Consider the following 17,172-nt stretch of genomic DNA (forward strand, 5'->3'; position numbering starts at 1 on the left):
TCCGCTCCACGGCTGATTCCACGGCGGACGCGGCCGGGGCGGCGGGCGTGGCGTCGGGATTTGGGCGGGTTGTCGGGTGATGATGCCGAAGTGCGACTTGATCACGTGTCCTATGCGGTGGCCCGCGACAGCTTCGTCTCGACCGTCCAGCGGATGGGATCGGCCCTCGGCGCCGGGTTCGTCGACGGGGGCGTGCACCCGCGATTCGGCACCCGTAATTTCATTCTCCCGCTGAGCGGCGGCACCTACGTCGAGGTCGTCACCACACTCGACCACCCCGCCGCCGACCGCGCACCCTTCGGCCAGGCGGTCGCGCGCCGCGCCGCCGAGGGCGGCGGCTGGCTCGGTTGGGTGGTCTCCGTCGACGACATCGCCCCAGTCGAGGCCCGCCTCGGCCGCACCTCGACCGAGGGCCACCGTGTCCGACCCGACGGGTTCGACCTGAGGTGGAAGCAGATCGGCCTGCTGGAGCTACTGGAGGACCCGCAACTACCGTATTTCCTTCAGTGGTTGGTCCCCGGCGAGGAGTGCCCGAGCGCCGACCCGCGCACCTCCACCACCATCCACGGAGTCTCCATCGCCGGCGACGCCGCCTCCATCGCCGAATTCCTCGGCGAACCGGCCGACCACCCCCTCGACCAGATTGACGTCACCTGGGTCGAGGACGAGGAACCGGGCCTGGTCTCGGTCGAGTTCGCCACCGCCCACGGCCCGGTCACGATCTGACCAGGGCCCGGCCGCCCCGCGGGAGCGGCCGAGGACGTGGCCACGTCGCCGTGCGTCAATGCCGGCAGGACGGCCGGACGCGGAGCAGCTCGGTCCGCAGGACGGGTGTGCCGTCGACCGGTGCCGGGTTCTCCGCGGTCGGCTCGATGCCTGCGGCGGCGATCTTGTCGAGTGTCGTGAGGCCGTCGGGGCCGACCGTGCCGAACACCGTGTAGTTCGGTCGCAGTGCGGAGTCGCCGTAGACGACGAAGAACTGTGAGCCGTTCGTGTTCGGACCGGCGTTGGCCATCGCCAGCAGGCCGCGCTCGTAGAGGCGGCGCGTGCCGGTGGGATCGGTGGGTGCGGGCGGCAGGTCCACCGGCAGCTCGTCCTTGTACTTGTACCCGGGGCCGCCCTCGCCGGTACCGGTCGGGTCGCCGCACTGCAGGACCTTCAGCGTCGGATACGCCGTCAGGCGGTGGCACACCGTACGGTCGTAGAACCCGTGCCGTGCCAGGTGCAGGAAACTCTGCACCGTGCAAGGCGCCTTGGCCCGGTCCAACTGCAGCGGGACCGAGCCCTGGCTGGTCGGAACTGCCATGTCCACCGTGCCACGACTGGGGGTGCGCCGCGGGTCGGGCGGCAGCGGAACGGGGCGCGCCGGCGGCTCGTCCGGGGTCTGCGCGTACTGGCAAGGGCCGTGCGTGGTGCGTGGCGGAGCGCTGTCGGAAGCGGTGGCGACACTCCCCCCGGACACGACTAACGCCACGGCCGCGAATGCGCTGATCAGTGCTCGTCTCATCTTGCACGCCCTCCCGATGATCTCCAGGTCTTGGAGCGGTCGCAGTCTAGGGTGTGGTGTGGTCTGCGGGAGTGAAAGTTCCGGCCGATCATTGTGGCCACCCCGACCGCCCTGGACTGCTGGAAGAAATCACCCAGCCCGTCGGGGAGCGGGACCGTGATCTTCTGCAGTGCCTGACCGACTACCGGGGCGGCGATTGCCGGTGCGCACTCGCCGACAAGACGCCGTGGATGTTCGTACGTCGGCAGCGCCGCGCCGGCCGTGTCGTGTGGGTGGCCGCACACCTTCCGCTGACGCATTCCGCGACGCCCGAGGAATGCGACAGGCACAAGGCCATGAAGGAGCGCATAGCCCGCTCCGCCTTACGTCACGGACTCGACGTCCAGGTCGAGGCTCGGTCACCGGACGGCCGGATCGTCACCGACGTCCTGGTTTCGGGCGCCGGCGGACGGGTGGGGTGGGAGGCGCAGTACTCCCCTATGAAAGCACTCGCCAGGCTGCTCGATGACGTGCAGGCCGATCCCGCGCTCGCGCAGGTCGGCGCCGAGGGTCACCAGGCAGGAGGAGCCTGGCGGCGGCCCTTGTCGACGACAGGCCGCATCAGAAGGGTCAGGCCGGCTCCGGGGTGGCGGCGAGGGGCAGGAGTGCCGCCGGAACCCGAGAGCGGCGTACGGGTGGAGCATGTTCTCTCCGGGTCGGGCAAGCGGGATCAGAGCACGACGCGGTAGTGGGTGGTCAGGCGGCGGTCGTCGCCCAGGATGTGGAAGGCGAGACCGGGCGGCTGGTCGCGGTCTGCAGGGCGCTCGCCTTCCCAGGGCATGCGCAGGGTCCAGGTGACCGCCGGCCCGACGATCAGCGGGCGGGCGGCGAAGGTCGAGGCGGCCGCGGTGTGGGCGTGTCCGGTGAGGACGGCAACGACCTGGGGGTGCGCGTCCAGCAGCGCGGCCAGTTGTTCGGGCTGTTCAAGCATGCCGGAGTCGGGCAGTGGGTGATGGAGTGCGACCGGTGGCTGGTGGAAGGCGATCAGTGCCGGGATGTCCCGCGGCAGTGCGGTGAGTTGGGTGTCGATCCAGTCCAGCGTCTCGGCGTCGAGGCGTCCCTCGTCGCGGCCGGGGATGGTGGAGTCGCACATCAGGATGGCGGTCTCGCCGATGTGGTGGATCCGGTTGACGGGCCGGTGATCGGGTGTCTCGCCGAGCAGGGTCTTGCGGTAGGCCGGACGCGCATCGTGGTTACCAGGGCAGGTGAGTACCGGGAAAGGGGCCGCCAGGATGCGTGCCGCTTCCTCGTATTCGGCTTCCTCGCCGTGATCGGCGATGTCTCCGGTGACCAGGACCGCATCGACCGGGTGAGGCAGGGCCCGCAGGTAGTCCATGACGCGGTTTGCGCGCGCGGTGGCCCTCTCACTGCCGTCCAGGTGCAGGTCGCTGATCTGGGCAAGCAGCAGCGTCATTGTCCGTCCCCTCCCATGGCGGCGGCTCTGGCCGCCGGTTCACCGCGAGGCGTGGCGCGTCACCCCACCTCGACATCTAACGGAAGTTCTCGTTTTGCCGTTAGAGACTCTAGGGTGTGCGCGGGAATGTGATCAAGTGGTCGACGACCAGGCAGGGGCAAGGGAAGGAGGCGCTTATGGAGCACTGGCCGGCACTGGAACTGGCAAGCACGATCCGCCACGACGGAGAAGGCGGCGTCACCGACGACCTCGCCACGGCACACGGAACAACACGTTGGATCCAGGCGCAGGCCGATCTTCTGGCCGACCATCTTCCGGCCGGCGAGCTCACGGCAGACGAGCGCCTCAGGTCGGAGATCACCGAGCTGCGGCGCTCGGTCCGGGCACTGTTCGCCCGCGCGGTCAGTCCCGCTCCCCCCAGCTCCGCGGACGCTCAACGACTGATGCCGGCCGATCAGGCGTTGGCCCACCTCAACGCGGTAGCCGCCCGTGAACCGGTCGTCCCACAGATGCGCTGGCTGCCGGAAAGTGCCCCCGCGGCCCGTCTGCTGTCGGCGGAGAACGATCCGAACGTACGCCTCCTGGCGGCCCTGGCGCGCGCCGCCATCGACTTCCTGAGCGGCCCACAGCGCGAGCAGCTGCGCGCCTGCACCGCACCTCGCTGCGTGCGCTACTTCGTCAAAAGCCATGGGCGGCAGGAATGGTGCAAGCCGTCATGCGGAAACCGTGCCCGAGCAGCGCGCCACTACCAGCGTCAGCGCATGGCGACCGACAGCAGTATCACCCCGTCCTGACCGCTCACCTGGCACGATCCCCGAGCTGAACAGAGTGACAGCAGGCCCTATGGGCGTTCGAAGGCCTGCAGGGCAGCACCGAGCGAGAAGCACAGAGCACCGCACAGCGTTCCCCAGTTGGCGATGTCGGCGTTGACCAGGCTCTGGGTGGCGGGTCGGGTGAAGGCGGCCAGGGCGGAGACCATGAAGAGGACCGACCCGATCTGGTTCACCGCGACCACCCACCAGCCGAGGCTGCGCGAGCGGAGGCAGAGCCGGGAGCGATGGCAGATCTCGACGAACGCGAGATGGCCCGAGATCAGGAAGAGCACGCATCCGATCACGTCGGGAGCCCAGATCAGGCGGTTGGTCTGCTGGACGGAGAGCCCCTGCAGGAAGGAGTCGAGCAGGTTGACTCCGAACACGAGCGTCCCGGCGAAGAGCACGAACGTGCTGAGCCAGTCCAGGCGCATCGGCTCGTATCCCCACCACCGCCAGTCGGCCGTGGCCAGTGCGCCGCTGCCCGGGACGTGCCGGGGCGCGTTCAGGACCTGCAAGAGCGAGGTGTAGCCGCCGGTGTTGAAGAACAGCCCGCCCACGAAGTAGATCGAGGCGCTCTCGGCCGGATCGCCGGAACCGAACTGGGCGACCGCGGCGCCGAGGGCGAAGAGGATCCCGCCGAGGAAGAACGCTACCGATGCGACGGAATTGAGCCTGCGAAGTCGTTCCAGGGCCTGCGTGTCGGCGGTCGGGGACGTGGCGACCGTGCCCCCGGGGTCGCGGACGGACAGGGCGCCCCGCTTGCGCGCGAGTCTCGACTCCCAGACCACCGTCCCCCCTTCGGGGCGGTGGTAGGTGAGCCGGGTGGTGAACGGTCCCGCGCCTTCGGCACGGTGCTGGGGCGGTTCCACGTCGCGAGCCTAGTTCCGGCGCCGCCGTCCGAGGGCGAGCGAAACGTGGACGTTGTCCCGCCCCCTGGACGCCCGGGGTCCCAGGCCGTCAGGTGTGCGGCACGACGGCCACAGGACAGGGGGCGTGGTGGATGACGGCATGGGTGGTGGAGCCGATGTGGGAGCCCCGGGCCGCCCTGCGTCGTCCGACGACCAGCAGGGGCGCGTCCGCCGCGGCGTCGATGAGATGCTCGGCTGCCCTTCCCGGAGCCGCCACCTCCGCCACCTCTGTCGCCGGGAACCTGTCCCGGAAGGGCCGAACCGCGGCGGCGATCAAGACGCTGACGAAGTGCCCCGTCTGGCGGATGCCGGTGCTGTGCTCGTCCTCACTGGCTCAGGAAGGTCAGGGCGTCGACCAGCCGGGCACACCCGGAGCGCCGACGGCGCGCGCTCGCGCGGATTCAAGGACGGTTCTGCCCAGATCGTCTCGCTGGTCGGCGTCCGACCGGTTCCCGGCGTTGCTGCCGGTGGTGGCGGGCGGCGTAGGCCCCGTGCCCTGTGGCGGCCCGCCTCGTTGAGACCGGCATGACGATCTTCAACCGCCGCGTCCTCGCCGCTGCCGCTGTCGCCGCCACCGCCGTCCTCGCCTCGGCCGGGGCGGCGACGGCCGACAGCGTCGGCAACAATCTCCCCGGGCTCGGACTCCTGTCCCAGACTTTCGGAAACGGCGACCAGCAGGACATGGCCGCCGACGCCCTGCCCACCCACGACGCCCTCAATAACGTCACCATCCCCTGACCGAAGCCGTCCTGCGCTTCCGCCCAGCCGGCGCTCGTCCAGTGGAGTTGTGAAGCGGCCGGAGACGACCGGGGTGTCGTCGCCGTCCTTCTCGACGTTGTCGGCGGCCGCCAAGTACCAGGTCGACCACCGGGTCCTGTGCATCAACCAGAAGGTCCACTCCGGCAGCGGACCGCGAGGCCCGCCCCTGGGCCTCGCTGATCACCGTCGCCTCGGTGGGCCGGCCGGCGTCCGGTCGATCAGTCTCTCCTCGATGTCGCCGCCCGCGCCGAGCAGACCGGTCTGCTCGAACGGGTGCGCCCCCATGAGACGGGGCAGTTCGCGTCGGGAGAGCAGGTCCACCGCGAGGGGGAAGAACGGCCGGCCCGCCTGGGCGAGCCTCAGCCAGGGCGGGGCGTACACGGAGGCGGCGCGCCGGTCCACTCCCCGGGCGAGCCAGGACGCCACCCGGTCCACCGGATACACGCGGCGGGCGGGTCCGGGCATGTGCCCGCGCAGTTCGCGCAGCACCGGGTGTCGGTCGACGTCGCGGACCATGTCGGTGTCGGTCCAGTGCAGGTACGCCACGCCCACGCCGACGCCCTGGTGGGCCACTTCGGCCCGCAGGGAGCGGGCGAATGCCTCGGCGCCCGCCTTGGAGGCGCAGTACGCGCTCATCATCGGGGCCGCGCCGAAGGCGGCGGTGGAGGCGACCTGGAGGAAGTAGCCGCCGCCGGCGCGCAGTCCGGGCAGGAAGGCGCGCGCGGTGATCGCGCTGCCCACGAGGTTGACCTCCACGACGCGGCGCCACGTCCCGGGGTCGGAGGTCTCGAACGGCCCGCCCTCGGCGACGCCCGCGTTGGCGACGACGACGGACGGGGCGCCGAGGACCCGGGTCACCTCCCCGGCGGCCCGTTCCATCGCCTCGTCGTCGGTCACGTCGACCTCGACGGCGTGGCTCTCCGTGCCGAGCGTCTCGGCCACGGCGGCGAGCGTGTCGTGCTCCCGCCCGAGCAGCGCCACGCGCATCCCGCGCCCGGCGAGCCGGCGGGCCAGTCCGGCGCCCAGCCCGCGGGCCGCGCCCGTGACGACGGCGGTACGTCCTTCGAGTTCCCAGGAGCGGGCCATGGGGGCCTCCGGTTCTTCGGCGGATCGAGGGACTGCTCGTGACCCCTTCCGTCGCCGGGCGGGCGGCGGATGCGGCGGGGCGGTCCGAACCGGGCACCTGTGCATCCGGCGGGCCCGCCCGGGGCGAAGAGGAGGCATGACGGACACGCACTGGCTCTTCGGGGACCAGCTGGGGCCTGCCTTCCTGTCGCCGGGTGCGGAGGGGCCCGCCCGTGACGCCCCCGTGGTGATCATCGAAGCCCGCTCCGTCTTCCGCCGCCGTCGCTTCCACAGGGCGAAGGCCCACCTCGTCCTGTCGGCCATGCGGCACCGCGCCGCCGAGCTCGGCGGCCGGGTGACGTACGTGCGGGCGGACACCTACCGGGAGGGCCTGCGGCGTGCCGTGGGCCGCGGCCGGGTGACGGTGCACCACCCCACGTCCCGGGCGGCGCTGCGCCTGGTCCGCTCGCTCGACGACGTCACGGTGCTGCCGCCACGCGGGTTCCTCGTCGGTCCGGACGAGTTCGCGGCGTGGGCGAAGGAGCGGCGCACGCTCCGCATGGAGGACTTCTACCGGCGGGTCCGCCGCGACCACGACCTCCTGATGGAGGGGGACGGCCCGGCCGGAGGCGGGTGGAACCTCGACCGCGAGAACCGCGAGCCCCCACCTCGGGGAGCCGGCTCGCTGGGCGCCCCGGCGCCGTACCGGCCCCGGGAGGACGGCATCGACGAGGAGGTCCGGCACGACCTGGACCGCTGGGAACGGGACGGGGACGTCTCCTTCGTCGGCCGGGACGGTCCCCGGACGTTCCCGGCGGACCGACGGCAGGCGCTCGCCGCGCTGCGGCGCTTCCTGGACCACCGGCTCGCCGGGTTCGGCGCGTACGAGGACGCGATGCTGGCCGGCGACGGCGTGATGAGCCACAGTCTGCTGTCGACGTCCCTGAACCTGGGACTCCTCGACCCGGTGGAGTGCGTGGAGGGGGCGGAGGCCGTCTGGCGGGCGGGCGGAGTGCCGCTCCGGTCCGTGGAGGGCTTCGTCCGGCAGATCGCCGGCTGGCGCGAGTACGTCCGGCACCTGTACTGGCACTTCGGCGAGGAGTACCGGACGAGCAACGTCCTCGGGCACACCGGGGCCGTCCCCGGCTGGTGGGAGGAGCTGGACGCGGACGCCGTGTCGGCCCGATGCGTGGCGACGGCCCTGCGCGAGGTCAGGGACACGGGCTGGACCCATCACATCCCGCGCCTGATGGTCCTCGGCAGCTACGCGCTCCAGCGCGGCTGGGACCCGGCCGCCGTGACCGACTGGTTCCACCGCAGCTTCGCCGACGGCTACGACTGGGTGATGCTGCCGAACGTCGTCGGAATGTCCCAGTACGCCGACGGCGGCCGGATGACGAGCAAGCCATACACGTCCGGCGGCGCCTACATCGACCGCATGAGCGACCTGTGCGGGCCGTGCCCCTACCGTCCCGACCGGCGGGTCGGCGAGGACGCCTGCCCGTTCACGGCCGGATACTGGGCCTTCCTCCACCGGCACCGCGACCGGCTCGGCCGGAATTCCCGTACCTCCCGGCCGGTGGCGGGGCTGGACCGGCTGCGGGACCTGCCCGCCCTCCTGGAACAGGAGCGGAAGCGGGGCGCCGAGCCGCCCTGACGATCCCGTGCCGCGCACCCGGCCCCGCCAGGGGTGCCCGGCCGGGCCACAACACGAGGCGGGGCGACCTCGCGGACACGGAGAGCGGACACGGAGAGCGGACACGGAGTGCGGACTTGAATGCGGACGTGGAGTGCGGACATGGAAAGGGGACGGCATGAAGAGGACGACGGACGGCACACGGTACGACGCGGTGGTCGTCGGAGCGGGGGCCGCCGGCCTCGCCTGCGCCGCCGACCTGTGCGCGGCGGGCCTGCGGGTGCTGCTCCTGGAGGCGGGCGACGCGGTGGGCGGCCGGATGCGCACCGACCGGGTCGCGGGCTTCACCGTGGACCGCGGCTTCCAGGTCTTCAACACCTCGTATCCGCAGGTGAAGCGGCGGGTGCAGCTGAGGCCCCTGAGGCTGCGGCCGTTCACGCCGGGGGTGCTCGTGCACACCGAGCGCGGGCCGCGCCGGTTCACGGATCCGAGCCGCCGCCCGGGCGAGGCCCGGGACCTGCTGCCGGGGCGGCTCGCGTCGGGCCGCGACCTGCTCGCGCTCTCCGTCCTGTCGGCGCGGGACGCGCTGGCGCCGGCGTCCGTGCTGCGGCGCGGCGCCGACGGGACGACGCGTGAGGCGCTGGCCGCGGCGGGCGTGTCGCCGCGGCTCGTGGAGACGTTCTTCCGGCCGTTCCTCTCCGGCGTGTTCCTGGAGGACCGGCTGGAGACCTCGGCGCGCTTCTTCCATCTGGTGTGGCGGAGCATGCTGCGCGGAACCCTGTGCCTCCCGGCCGAGGGGATCGGCGCCGTGCCCGCCCAGCTCGCCGCGCGGCTGCCGGCCGGCGTGGCGCGCACCGGAACGCTGGTGTCCGCGCTGGGGCCGGACGGCGTGGTGCTCGCGGACGGGCCTGAGGTGCGGTCCCGCGCGGTCGTCGTCGCCACCGGGCAGCGGGTCGCGGCGGAGCTGCTGCCGGGACTTCCCGCACCGGACGGCCGGACCGTGACCACGCTGTACCACGCGGCCGACCGGCCTCCCATGGACGAGCCCGTGCTGGTCGTCGACTCCGCGCGCCGGTTCCTGAACACCTGCGTCCTCACCGCGGTCCAGCCGGGGTTCGCCGCCGACGGCCGGGCGCTGGTGTCCACGTCGGTGCTCGGCTCTCCCGGACCGTCGGACACGGCGGCGGTGCTCGCGGCCCTGGGCGAGGTGTACGGCGCGGAGACGGGCGGCTGGGAGCTCGTCCACCGCGTCACGGTCCCGGACGCGCTGCCGGCGATGCCGGGCCCGATGCCGCTCTCGCGGTCCGTGCGGATGGCACCCGGCCGGTACGTGTGCGGGGACCACCGGGCGACCGGTTCGGTCCAGGGCGCGCTGGCCTCGGGCGCGCGGGCGGCCCGCGCGGTTCTGGACGACCTACGGGCGGGCGCGGTCTGAAGGGCCGCCCCCCTCGCGGCCGCCCCCTCGGCCGGTCCCACGCCGGAGCCCGCCGTCCCGGCTGTCATACCGAGGGACGGGCCGGGCGCCGGCGCTGCCACCAGCGGGGGCGGGTGCGGGGGTGCACGGCCCGGCCCAGCCGCCGGCCGACGGTCACGTAGCCGAGCAGCGCTCCCGTCGTGTTGAGGAGGACGTCGTCGATGTCGAAGGCGCGGCCCGTGACGAGCGCCCCCTGCACCAGCTCCACGAGCAGCATGGTGGCCGCGGTGAGGAGCGCGACGCGGAGGAAGCCGCGGGCCTTGCGGGACAGCAGCGGCAGCAGGATCCCGAAGGGGACTCCGAGGAGGATGTTGCCCCCGAGCTGCTTGACGGTGTCCACGAACGCGGGCCGGCCGAGGTAGGCCTCGATCGAGCGCCCGGGCGTCAGGTTGCTGTGGGTGAGGGGCACAGAGGCCGGCGAGGCCTCCAGTGTCAGCCGGGCCAGGACCACGGCGAACGCCACCATGCCCGCGAGGGCCGTGAGGGCGACGAGCGCCCGCACGAACCGGCCCGGGCGGCGCCGGACCGGGACCGCGGCCCGGGGCACCGCGGTGTCCGGCTCCTTCCGCTCCGGGCTCCCGCCGGCCGGCGCCGCGCCGCCCGCACCCCCCGCGTCGGCCCCGTCCCCTCCGGCGGCCGCACCGCCCCGCCCCTTCGACGTTCTCCGACCGAACACGAGCCGTCTCCTCCCCTTGGTGTCCTCGTGCGAACGGGTCCCGCGTACCCCCGCCGGGGAACCGCATGCCCTGCGGCCCCCGGGGCACTCACCTCCGAAACACCCTCCCCTCCCGCCCCAACAGAGCGCGTTTCGGGTGGAGTTGGGTGTGGGAGCGGCGGACTCGGGCATCCGGCCCGCATGGGAGAAGAGACCGAGAACAGCCCCGCGCCGGCCCGCCGTTCATGGAAGCGCCCCGGAGGGAGGTGGCGCCTCGCCGCCGCCGTGCTGCTCGTGCTCGCCGTCGCCCTCATGCTGATCGGCCAGGTCCTGCGGATCCCCGGCCTGGACGTCCTCGGGACGGACGTGAAGGACCGTTCCGGACCCGCCGTCCTGAAGTCCGTTCAGGACCTGAGCCGGTACGAGGGCGCGGCGGGGACCTACCAGGTGGTGGTCGACCTGGAGCACGACGCGCGGTTCCTGCCGGACACGATCCGCGGCACCCGCACCCTGTACGTGGCGAGCGGCAGCGTCGCCTCCTACGTCGAGTTCGGCGGCCTCGGGGACGGCGCCGTGACCGTCGACGCCGACCGGACCGAGGCCACCCTCCGGCTGCCGCACGCCCGGCTGGCCGAACCGGCGCTCGATCCGGAGCGGTCGTACGCCGTGTCGAAGCAGCGCGGTCTGCTCGACCGGATCGGCGACCTCTTCTCGGACAACCCCGCGAGCGAGCAGGCCGTCCATGTCCTCGCCGCCCGGCGCATCGGCGACGCGGCCCGCGAGTCCGACCTGACGTCCCGCGCGGAGCGGAACACGGCCGCGATGCTGCGGGAACTGCTGCGGGGCCTGGGCTTCGAGCGGGTGACCGTGACGTTCGGCTGAGGGGATCCGCAGGGCCGGAGGGCGTTCCGCGGGGCGGGGGCGCCCTCCGACCCGACGGCGCCGTCCGGGTGATCTGTCGGCCGTCGCGCTCGTGCCGGTCCGCCGACGGGGCAAGGGGCCCCTATGAGCACTCACGACGACGACCGGTACGGCCCCGGACCCGCCGCCCCGGACGCCATCACGGTCGAGGCCCTCGGCTCTCTGTCCAAGGCCCTGGAGACGGCGGAGCGCGCCCGGGGCCATCTGTACGGGTTCCACCAGCTGACCGGCACCGCGGACTTCGAGCTCGACCGGGCGGTCGGACTCCTGCGGAAGGCGGGGCACCACGCCTGGGCGGACCGGGTGGAGACCGAGATCCTGGGGCGCAACGTCATGCCGGGCCACTGGACGTACCAGATCGTCGACGCCTACAACGCCACCTACTACGAGCCGTTCCGGGATCTGGAGCGCAGCGCGGTCTCGGCCCTGGCCGGCGGCCACGAGCACCGCTTCGAGGCCCGGCTCCAGAGGGAGCGCCGCACTCCCGGTCACCCCGACCACGCCCCCGCCGACGGAGCCGACGCATGAGCGACGCCGACGGCCCCGCCGACGACCTGCTGGCCGGGCTGAGGGTGGACACCAGCCAGCCGGAACAGCCCGTCCTGCTGGACGCGCAGGGGGGACCCATCCGGACCTGGCGCGAGAACTACCCCTACGACCGGAAGGTCCGCCGTCGAGAGTACGAACGGACCAAGCGGGTCCTGCAGATCGAGCTGCTGAAGCTGCAGCGCTGGGGTCAAGGAGACGGGGGCCCGGCTGGTCGTGATCTGCGAGGGGCGGGACGCCGCGGGCAAGGGCGGCACGATCCAGCGCTTCACGGAGCGGCTCAACCCCCGCGGGGCGCGGATCGTCGCCCTGGACAAGCCGACCGAGCGGGAGGCGGGACAGTGGTACTTCCAGCGGTACGTCCCGCACCTGCCGGCACGCGGCGAGATCGTGTTCTTCGACCGGTCCTGGCACAACCGCGCGGGTGTCGAGAAGGTCATGGGCTTCTGCACGCAGGAGCAGCACGCGCTCTTCCTCCGGCAGTGCCCGGCCTTCGAGTCGATGCTGGTCGATGACGGCATCATCCTGGTCAAGTTCTGGTTCTCGGTCTCCCGCGCGGAGCAGCGCACCCGGTTCGCGATCCGGCAGGTCGACCCCGTCCGCCAGTGGAAGCTGTCGCCGACGGATCTGGCCTCGCTGGACCTGTGGGACGCGTACACCGCCGCGAAGATCGAGATGTTCCGCGCGACCGACACCGCCGACGCGCCGTGGACGGTCGTCAAGAGCAACGACAAGCGCCGGGCACGGCTGGAGGCGATGCGCTATCTGCTGTGGCGGATCGACTACGCCAGCAAGGACGCCGAGGCCGTGGGCCGGCCCGACCCCCTGATCGTGGGCGCCGCCGACACCCTCCTGGAACCGGGAGAGGAGCCGTCGGCACTCTCCCCCACGCCGCTGGCCGGCCCTCCGGTGGGCCGGGGCCAGCACCCGCCCGCATGAGAACGGCCCCGGGGTTCCCGCAGCCGACGAGTGTCGGGTGCGGGAACCCCGGAGCCGTGCGGGCGTCGGGTGCGGGAACCCCGGAGCCTTGCGGGCCGGCCGGATCAGCCGGCGCCGGTGCCCAGCAGGCCCTCACGCAGGCGCTTGACGGTGCGCGCCAGCAGCCGCGAGACGTGCATCTGCGAGCAGCCCAGCTGCTCACCGATCTGGGCCTGGGTCAGTTCCTCGACGAACCTCAGGTGGATGATCATGCGGTCGCGCTCGTCGAGGTCCGCGATGAGCGGGGCCAGCGAGTGGAAGTCCTCCACCAGCGCCATGGCGGGGTCCTCGCTGCCGATGAAGTCGGCCAGGGAGGCGTCGCCGTCCTCGTCCTCGCCGCTCAGGGCGGCGTCCAGCGACGAGGAGTTGTAGCCGTTGGAGGCCAGCCGCGCCTCGGTGACCTCCTCCTCGGTGAGGCTCATCAGGTCGGCCAGCTCCTTGACCGTCGGCGCCCGGCCCAGGCGGGTGCCGAGTTCCTCGGTCGCCTTGGCCAGCTCCACCCGTGCCTCCTGGAGCCGGCGGGGTACGTGCACCGCCCAGGAGGTGTCCCGGAAGAACCGCTTGATCTCGCCGACGATGTAGGGGACGGCGAAGGTGGTGAACTCGACCTCCCGCGACAGCTCGAAGCGGTCGATCGCCTTGATCAGGCCGATCATGCCGACCTGGACGATGTCCTCCATCTCGTCGGCGCGGTGGCGGAACCGCCCGGCGGCGTAGCGGACCAGGCTCATGTTCATCTCGATGAGGGTGTTGCGCGCGTACTGGTACTCGTGCGTCCCCTCCTCCAGCGTCGCGAGCTCCCGGAAGAAGACCTTCGACAGGGCCCTCGCGTCCTTGGGCGCGACCGCCGACGTGTCCGGGATCTGCGGCAGCGTCCCCGCTCCGTACTCGACTCCTGCGGTCGACATCGTCGTGACCGTCACACCTTTCCCCTTTCACGTGTGTTCCTCATCGGGATGCATGGCCCTGAGGCTGCTCGCATACCCGGACTTCGCACATCCACACCCACCGACTCCTCACGTGTTTTCGGTCGGTTCCCTTCTCCCTGCCGATGGGCAGACGGAACGTCAAACCGGTCGTCCGAAGGAGAGTCATGACACGGGATCCCTCGATGAGGGCCGTCGGCTGGGCACGGTCCCTGCCGATAGGCAGCAGCGTGAAGACGGCCCGGGACTGGACGCGCGAGCATCTCGCGGCGCTCGGCTGGGACCGTACCGCCCCCGGCGTGGCGGACTCCGTCGTGCTGACGGTCTCCGAACTCGTCACCAACGCCCATGTGCACGCCCACAGCGACGCGCAGCTGATCCTCACCTGGGACGAGGAGTGCCTGCACGTCACCGTGCACGACGCCTCGCCGTTGGTTCCCGAGCAACGCAGCCCGGACGACGGCGCGCTGGGCGGGCGCGGACTGCTCCTCGTCGACGCGCTCGCCGACGACGTGCGGACCCGCCGCTGTCCGCGGGGCAAGGACGTCACGGCGTGCTTCCGCCCGGACGCCCCGGGCCGTCCCGGCTGAGGGAACCGGACCACGGACCGCCGTACGCGGGCGGGAGTCGTCCCCGTACGGCGGTCCGGCGCACGGCACTTCAGCGCCTCAGGGACGCGAGCAGCGGCCCCCAGTCGAGGTGGCGTTCCTCCGTGCCCTGCGGCACGAGGGCGAAGGTGTCGCGCACGAAGCGGCCGATCGCCCCCTGATCGCACCTGACGGCGGCGTGCTGTCCCACTGGCCCGAGCCGCAGGATGAGTCCTCCGTCGGAGGCGGGACGGAGCCGGACATCGCCGTCACCGGTCGGCTGGAGCGATCCGGTGAGGATCATCTGGCGGTCGACGCGCCACACCACCGGGTCCTCGCCGAGGAGGTGGAAGGCGATGCTCAGGGCGTGGGGGTCGCGGGAGTCGTAGCCGACGGTGGCGTCGATCCGGACCGCCGTGTCCGCGGTGAGCAGTTCCATGGCGATGGGCCGGGTGAGGACGCGCGGTGCGGGGAGCGGCGCGACGGGGTGCTGGGGCATGGGGTCCTCCGGCTGAGGGGCTGTCAGCGAGCGGGTGCGGTGTCCGCTTGACCCGTCCCGTCCCTGCTACACCTCGCGACGCCGTGGCGGATGTGCTGATGGTGTGACGATTGCGTGAAGATGGGAAGGCCCGTCAGGGAGCGCCGGGACGAGGGCCCTCCGCCGCGCCGCTCGGGGTGTCGCCGTCGGGCTCGGCGGTCTCGGTCCGGGTGTGGCCGATCACGCCGAGGAGGAGGTCCTCGGCCGGGACCCCGGCGTCGTGGGCACCGAGGACGGCGGCGGTGGCCGCCGGTTCGTCCCTCGCCTCCAGGGCCGCCCACAGCTGTCGGCGGGCGGCGGCGAGTTCGGCGGTCGAGGTGGTGGTCTGCGTGCTCATGCGGTGTACCTGCCCCGGGTGTGGCCGTTCACCGCGGAGAGATGAGTGGTGTGCGGCGCGGTGATGGCGACGACGGCCATGTCGTCGTGAGCACCGCGGCCCACCCAGTCCCCGGCGACCATCTGCACGCGCTCGACGACGGCCTCGGCCGGGAGTCCCACGCACTCGGCGAGCACGGAGCGCAGCCGGACCTCGCCGAACATGGCGGAGCCGAGCGGCCCGCCGCGGGCCTCCGTGATCCCGTCCGTGTAGAGCAGGCAGGTCTCGCCGGGCGACAGGTCCACGGTCGCCGACCGGCTGGTGACGACGGGGAGGGCCCCTACCAGGGTCCCGCCGGTGTCCGCCTCCTCCACCTCTCCCGTGGCGCGCAGGACGAGCGGGCGGGGGTGGCCGGCGCTGGTGAGCCGGAGCCGCACCCGGCCGCCCGTGCGCCGCACCGAGGCGAGTACCAGGGTGGCGAAACGGGTGTGCCGGGCGGTCAGCAGGGCGCCGTTGAGCAGCCGCAGGACGTCCTGGTGGTCGCCGGCGAGGGGCAGCAACGCCTGCACGGTGCTACGGATCCGGCCCGTGAGCACGGCGGCGTCCAGCCCCTTGCCGCACACGTCGCCGAGGACGGCGAGCGTGTCCTGGCCGTCGTCGGTGCCCGGGTGCACGTCGTAGAAGTCGCCGCCGATCCGCTCGGTGTCCTGGGAGGTGCGGTAGCCGCCGGCGAAGTCGACCCCTCGGACGTGGTGGAGCTGGGGCGGGAGGAGTTCGGCGATCAGGGCGCGTGTGATGCGGGCCTGTTCCGCGTAGAGGCGGGCGGCCGACAAGGCGGCGCCGGCGCGGGCGGCGAACAGCCGGGCGAAGAGCTCCTCCGCGGCGTCGAAGGCCCGCTGTCCGCCGCGCCGCAGCAGGATCAGGGCGCCCGCGGGCACGCCGTGGCCGGGCAGCGGGGTGATGGCGACGGAGCCGGGGGGTCCTCCGAAGCCCTCGGGCACGGCCCAGGGCGGCAGTTCGGCCGGGTCGATCCAGCGGGCGGGCACCGGCGGGAAGCCCTGCAGTGCCTCGGCGAGGCCGGGCACGAGGGCCGGGTCCAGGGTGAGTTGGGTCTGCTCGAACCCTCCGCCCATGGCGGTGACCACGGTGTAGCGGTTCCGCACGGGCGGGGAGATCACGAGGGCCGCGTCGCCGAGGTGGTCGGCGGCGAGCAGGGCCGTCTTCTCCAGGCAGCGGTCGGGGTTGAGCGAGGCCAGCAGCTGGGTGGACGCCTCGGCGAGGAGCGCGGTGCGCTCCCGTTCGGTGCGCAGGGCGTCCTGTGCGGCCGTCAGGTCGGAGTCGTCGATCAGCCACCAGGCCACGTCGCCGTGGCCGGACTCGGTGGGGTGGGCCCTCAGGAGCCGGCCGTCGTGGCTGCCGCGCAGCGGGGCGGGTACCGCCCGTGCCGGAGCCGCGGCGGTGGGGGTGCGTGCGGAGTGGGCCACCTGCCGGTGGGCGTCGGCGAGCCATCGCGGGACGACCTCGTCCAGCCACTTCCCGATCCTTATCCGCGGGAAGAGGTCGGCCGCGGCGGCGTTGAACTCCACGACGCCGCCATCGCGGTCGGCCACCACCGCCGGATGCGGCGACCCGCGCCAGGTGGTGCTCTCCGCTCCCCCGGTCTTCCGGGAGCGGCCGGACTCGTCTTCGAAAACAGTCATAAGCGTGGCCCGCGCGAAGTGGCCCGCCACCTTCCCCGCTCGACGACAGCTCGTCCGTCCACCCTTGCGCAGTGGGCGCCGCACATCAAGTGAACCCCTCTCCTCCGGTAGGCCGCGTCCAGCATCCCCACGGCTCCGGCCCAGGTCGTTCACCGGACTCAGGTGGCAGGGAGGACGCCGACGACCTGCTGGTCCGAGGGGCGGAGCGGGGTCCCGGCGAGGCGCTCCTCGACGTCGACCGGATTCATGGCCGAGGAGGGCGTTTCGGCGGGGTGTTCGCGGTCAGTCGGTCCTCGAACGCGCTCCGCTCCCGGAAGGATTCCGTCGTGCCGGTCATCCTGTTCCTGGTCCTGATCCTGGTGTTCGGCGTCGGTGTGGCGATGGCGTG

The 17,172-nt window shown here is 72.8% G+C and carries 18 protein-coding genes and 1 pseudogene; 9 read left to right on the forward strand and 10 right to left on the reverse strand.

All coding sequences use genetic code 11. The features are described from left to right. Positions 1–90 precede the first annotated feature (90 nt). Entirely contained in the window at positions 91–726 is a 636-nt protein-coding gene (locus IE124_RS27820) for a VOC family protein (protein WP_189511615.1), read from the forward strand. A 55-nt stretch (positions 727–781) separates the two neighbouring features. Here IE124_RS27820 and IE124_RS27825 read toward each other — a convergent pair whose 3' ends face one another. Then, positions 782–1,306: a peptidylprolyl isomerase gene (locus tag IE124_RS27825; protein WP_229832932.1), complete on the reverse strand. Its 525-nt coding sequence runs from the start codon at positions 1,304–1,306 to the stop codon at positions 782–784. A 910-nt stretch (positions 1,307–2,216) separates the two neighbouring features. After that, complete coding sequence (locus IE124_RS27830; RefSeq protein WP_189511619.1) at positions 2,217–2,960, reverse strand: metallophosphoesterase; 744 nt, start codon at positions 2,958–2,960, stop codon at positions 2,217–2,219. A gap of 176 nt (positions 2,961–3,136) precedes the next feature. On the opposite strand from IE124_RS27830, the gene IE124_RS27835 reads away from it, so the two are divergent. Next, a complete protein-coding gene (locus tag IE124_RS27835) occupies positions 3,137–3,754 on the forward strand; it encodes a CGNR zinc finger domain-containing protein (RefSeq protein WP_189511621.1) in 618 nt (205 codons plus the stop codon). Between the two features lie 47 nt (positions 3,755–3,801). Here the strand turns inward: IE124_RS27835 and IE124_RS27840 are convergent, their stop codons facing one another. Both IE124_RS27840 and IE124_RS27845 read right to left on the reverse strand, forming a co-directional pair. Then, entirely contained in the window at positions 3,802–4,644 is an 843-nt protein-coding gene (locus tag IE124_RS27840) for a hypothetical protein (RefSeq protein ID WP_189511623.1), read from the reverse strand. An 88-nt stretch (positions 4,645–4,732) separates the two neighbouring features. Then, entirely contained in the window at positions 4,733–4,960 is a 228-nt protein-coding gene (locus IE124_RS27845) for a universal stress protein (protein ID WP_268246756.1), read from the reverse strand. Positions 4,961–5,208: 248 nt separating this feature from the next. Here IE124_RS27845 and IE124_RS27850 point away from each other — a divergent pair, with 248 nt between their 5' ends. Beyond that, the gene (locus IE124_RS27850) at positions 5,209–5,421 is read left to right on the forward strand and encodes a hypothetical protein (RefSeq protein ID WP_189511625.1); all 213 of its coding nucleotides are present in this window, start codon (positions 5,209–5,211) and stop codon (positions 5,419–5,421) included. Positions 5,422–5,622: 201 nt separating this feature from the next. On the opposite strand, the gene IE124_RS27855 is transcribed toward IE124_RS27850, so the two are convergent. After that, entirely contained in the window at positions 5,623–6,528 is a 906-nt protein-coding gene (locus IE124_RS27855) for an SDR family oxidoreductase (RefSeq protein ID WP_189511627.1), read from the reverse strand. Between the two features lie 136 nt (positions 6,529–6,664). On the opposite strand from IE124_RS27855, the gene IE124_RS27860 reads away from it, so the two are divergent. Both IE124_RS27860 and IE124_RS27865 read left to right on the forward strand, forming a co-directional pair. After that, positions 6,665–8,164 carry a cryptochrome/photolyase family protein gene (locus IE124_RS27860; protein WP_189511628.1) on the forward strand — a complete coding sequence of 500 codons (1,500 nt, stop codon included), beginning with the start codon at positions 6,665–6,667 and terminating at the stop codon, positions 8,162–8,164. A gap of 157 nt (positions 8,165–8,321) precedes the next feature. Further along, positions 8,322–9,578 carry an NAD(P)/FAD-dependent oxidoreductase gene (locus tag IE124_RS27865; protein ID WP_189511630.1) on the forward strand — a complete coding sequence of 419 codons (1,257 nt, stop codon included), beginning with the start codon at positions 8,322–8,324 and terminating at the stop codon, positions 9,576–9,578. Positions 9,579–9,642: 64 nt separating this feature from the next. Here the strand turns inward: IE124_RS27865 and IE124_RS27870 are convergent, their stop codons facing one another. Beyond that, positions 9,643–10,293 carry a VanZ family protein gene (locus tag IE124_RS27870; RefSeq protein WP_370468831.1) on the reverse strand — a complete coding sequence of 217 codons (651 nt, stop codon included), beginning with the start codon at positions 10,291–10,293 and terminating at the stop codon, positions 9,643–9,645. 180 nt (positions 10,294–10,473) lie between these two features. Here IE124_RS27870 and IE124_RS27875 point away from each other — a divergent pair, with 180 nt between their 5' ends. The 3 genes and pseudogenes from IE124_RS27875 to ppk2 all read left to right on the forward strand — a co-directional run bounded on the left by IE124_RS27875 (position 10,474) and on the right by ppk2 (position 12,678). Further along, entirely contained in the window at positions 10,474–11,154 is a 681-nt protein-coding gene (locus IE124_RS27875; RefSeq protein ID WP_189511632.1) for a DUF4230 domain-containing protein, read from the forward strand. A 123-nt stretch (positions 11,155–11,277) separates the two neighbouring features. Further along, positions 11,278–11,721 (forward strand): hypothetical protein, encoded by a 444-nt coding sequence (locus IE124_RS27880; protein WP_189511634.1) that lies wholly within the window; start codon positions 11,278–11,280, stop codon positions 11,719–11,721. Beyond that, a pseudogene (gene ppk2 / locus IE124_RS27885) lies at positions 11,718–12,678 on the forward strand (polyphosphate kinase 2). Before IE124_RS27880 ends, ppk2 begins: the two are co-directional and overlap by 4 nt. A gap of 104 nt (positions 12,679–12,782) precedes the next feature. Here ppk2 and IE124_RS27890 read toward each other — a convergent pair. Next, positions 12,783–13,625, reverse strand: a complete 843-nt coding sequence (locus IE124_RS27890; protein ID WP_189511637.1) for an RNA polymerase sigma factor SigF — start codon at positions 13,623–13,625, stop codon at positions 12,783–12,785. 185 nt (positions 13,626–13,810) lie between these two features. Between IE124_RS27890 and IE124_RS27895 the strand changes: the two genes are divergently transcribed. After that, on the forward strand, positions 13,811–14,233 hold the full coding sequence (locus tag IE124_RS27895; RefSeq protein ID WP_189511639.1) for an ATP-binding protein: 423 nt from the start codon (positions 13,811–13,813) through the stop codon (positions 14,231–14,233). Positions 14,234–14,303: 70 nt separating this feature from the next. Here IE124_RS27895 and IE124_RS27900 read toward each other — a convergent pair whose 3' ends face one another. The 3 genes from IE124_RS27900 to IE124_RS27910 form a co-directional block, all read right to left on the reverse strand. Next, positions 14,304–14,729 carry an SsgA family sporulation/cell division regulator gene (locus IE124_RS27900; RefSeq protein WP_189511641.1) on the reverse strand — a complete coding sequence of 142 codons (426 nt, stop codon included), beginning with the start codon at positions 14,727–14,729 and terminating at the stop codon, positions 14,304–14,306. 133 nt (positions 14,730–14,862) lie between these two features. After that, entirely contained in the window at positions 14,863–15,105 is a 243-nt protein-coding gene (locus IE124_RS27905; protein ID WP_189511643.1) for a hypothetical protein, read from the reverse strand. Then, positions 15,102–16,784, reverse strand: coding sequence for a PP2C family protein-serine/threonine phosphatase (locus IE124_RS27910; RefSeq protein WP_189511645.1), 1,683 nt, complete (start codon positions 16,782–16,784; stop codon positions 15,102–15,104). The genes IE124_RS27905 and IE124_RS27910 overlap by 4 nt, the downstream gene beginning before the upstream one ends. Positions 16,785–17,172 lie beyond the last annotated feature (388 nt).

It is taken from the genome of Streptomyces narbonensis (genome assembly GCF_014649015.1).
In the GTDB taxonomy this organism is placed as follows: Bacteria; Actinomycetota; Actinomycetes; order Streptomycetales; family Streptomycetaceae; genus Streptomyces; species Streptomyces narbonensis.

Coding starts and splice junctions, on each gene's coding strand:
- IE124_RS27900 (WP_189511641.1), bottom strand. CDS start 14,729: ATGCCCCAGCACCCCGTCGCGCCGCTCCCCGCACCGCGCGTCCTCACC.
- IE124_RS27910 (WP_189511645.1), bottom strand. CDS start 16,784: ATGACTGTTTTCGAAGACGAGTCCGGCCGCTCCCGGAAGACCGGGGGA.
- IE124_RS27835 (WP_189511621.1), top strand. CDS start 3,137: ATGGAGCACTGGCCGGCACTGGAACTGGCAAGCACGATCCGCCACGAC.
- IE124_RS27865 (WP_189511630.1), top strand. CDS start 8,322: ATGAAGAGGACGACGGACGGCACACGGTACGACGCGGTGGTCGTCGGA.
- IE124_RS27825 (WP_229832932.1), bottom strand. CDS start 1,306: ATGGCAGTTCCGACCAGCCAGGGCTCGGTCCCGCTGCAGTTGGACCGG.
- IE124_RS27905 (WP_189511643.1), bottom strand. CDS start 15,105: ATGAGCACGCAGACCACCACCTCGACCGCCGAACTCGCCGCCGCCCGC.
- IE124_RS27875 (WP_189511632.1), top strand. CDS start 10,474: ATGGGAGAAGAGACCGAGAACAGCCCCGCGCCGGCCCGCCGTTCATGG.
- IE124_RS27860 (WP_189511628.1), top strand. CDS start 6,665: ATGACGGACACGCACTGGCTCTTCGGGGACCAGCTGGGGCCTGCCTTC.
- IE124_RS27880 (WP_189511634.1), top strand. CDS start 11,278: ATGAGCACTCACGACGACGACCGGTACGGCCCCGGACCCGCCGCCCCG.
- IE124_RS27895 (WP_189511639.1), top strand. CDS start 13,811: ATGACACGGGATCCCTCGATGAGGGCCGTCGGCTGGGCACGGTCCCTG.
- IE124_RS27850 (WP_189511625.1), top strand. CDS start 5,209: ATGACGATCTTCAACCGCCGCGTCCTCGCCGCTGCCGCTGTCGCCGCC.
- IE124_RS27890 (WP_189511637.1), bottom strand. CDS start 13,625: ATGTCGACCGCAGGAGTCGAGTACGGAGCGGGGACGCTGCCGCAGATC.
- IE124_RS27855 (WP_189511627.1), bottom strand. CDS start 6,528: ATGGCCCGCTCCTGGGAACTCGAAGGACGTACCGCCGTCGTCACGGGC.
- IE124_RS27830 (WP_189511619.1), bottom strand. CDS start 2,960: ATGACGCTGCTGCTTGCCCAGATCAGCGACCTGCACCTGGACGGCAGT.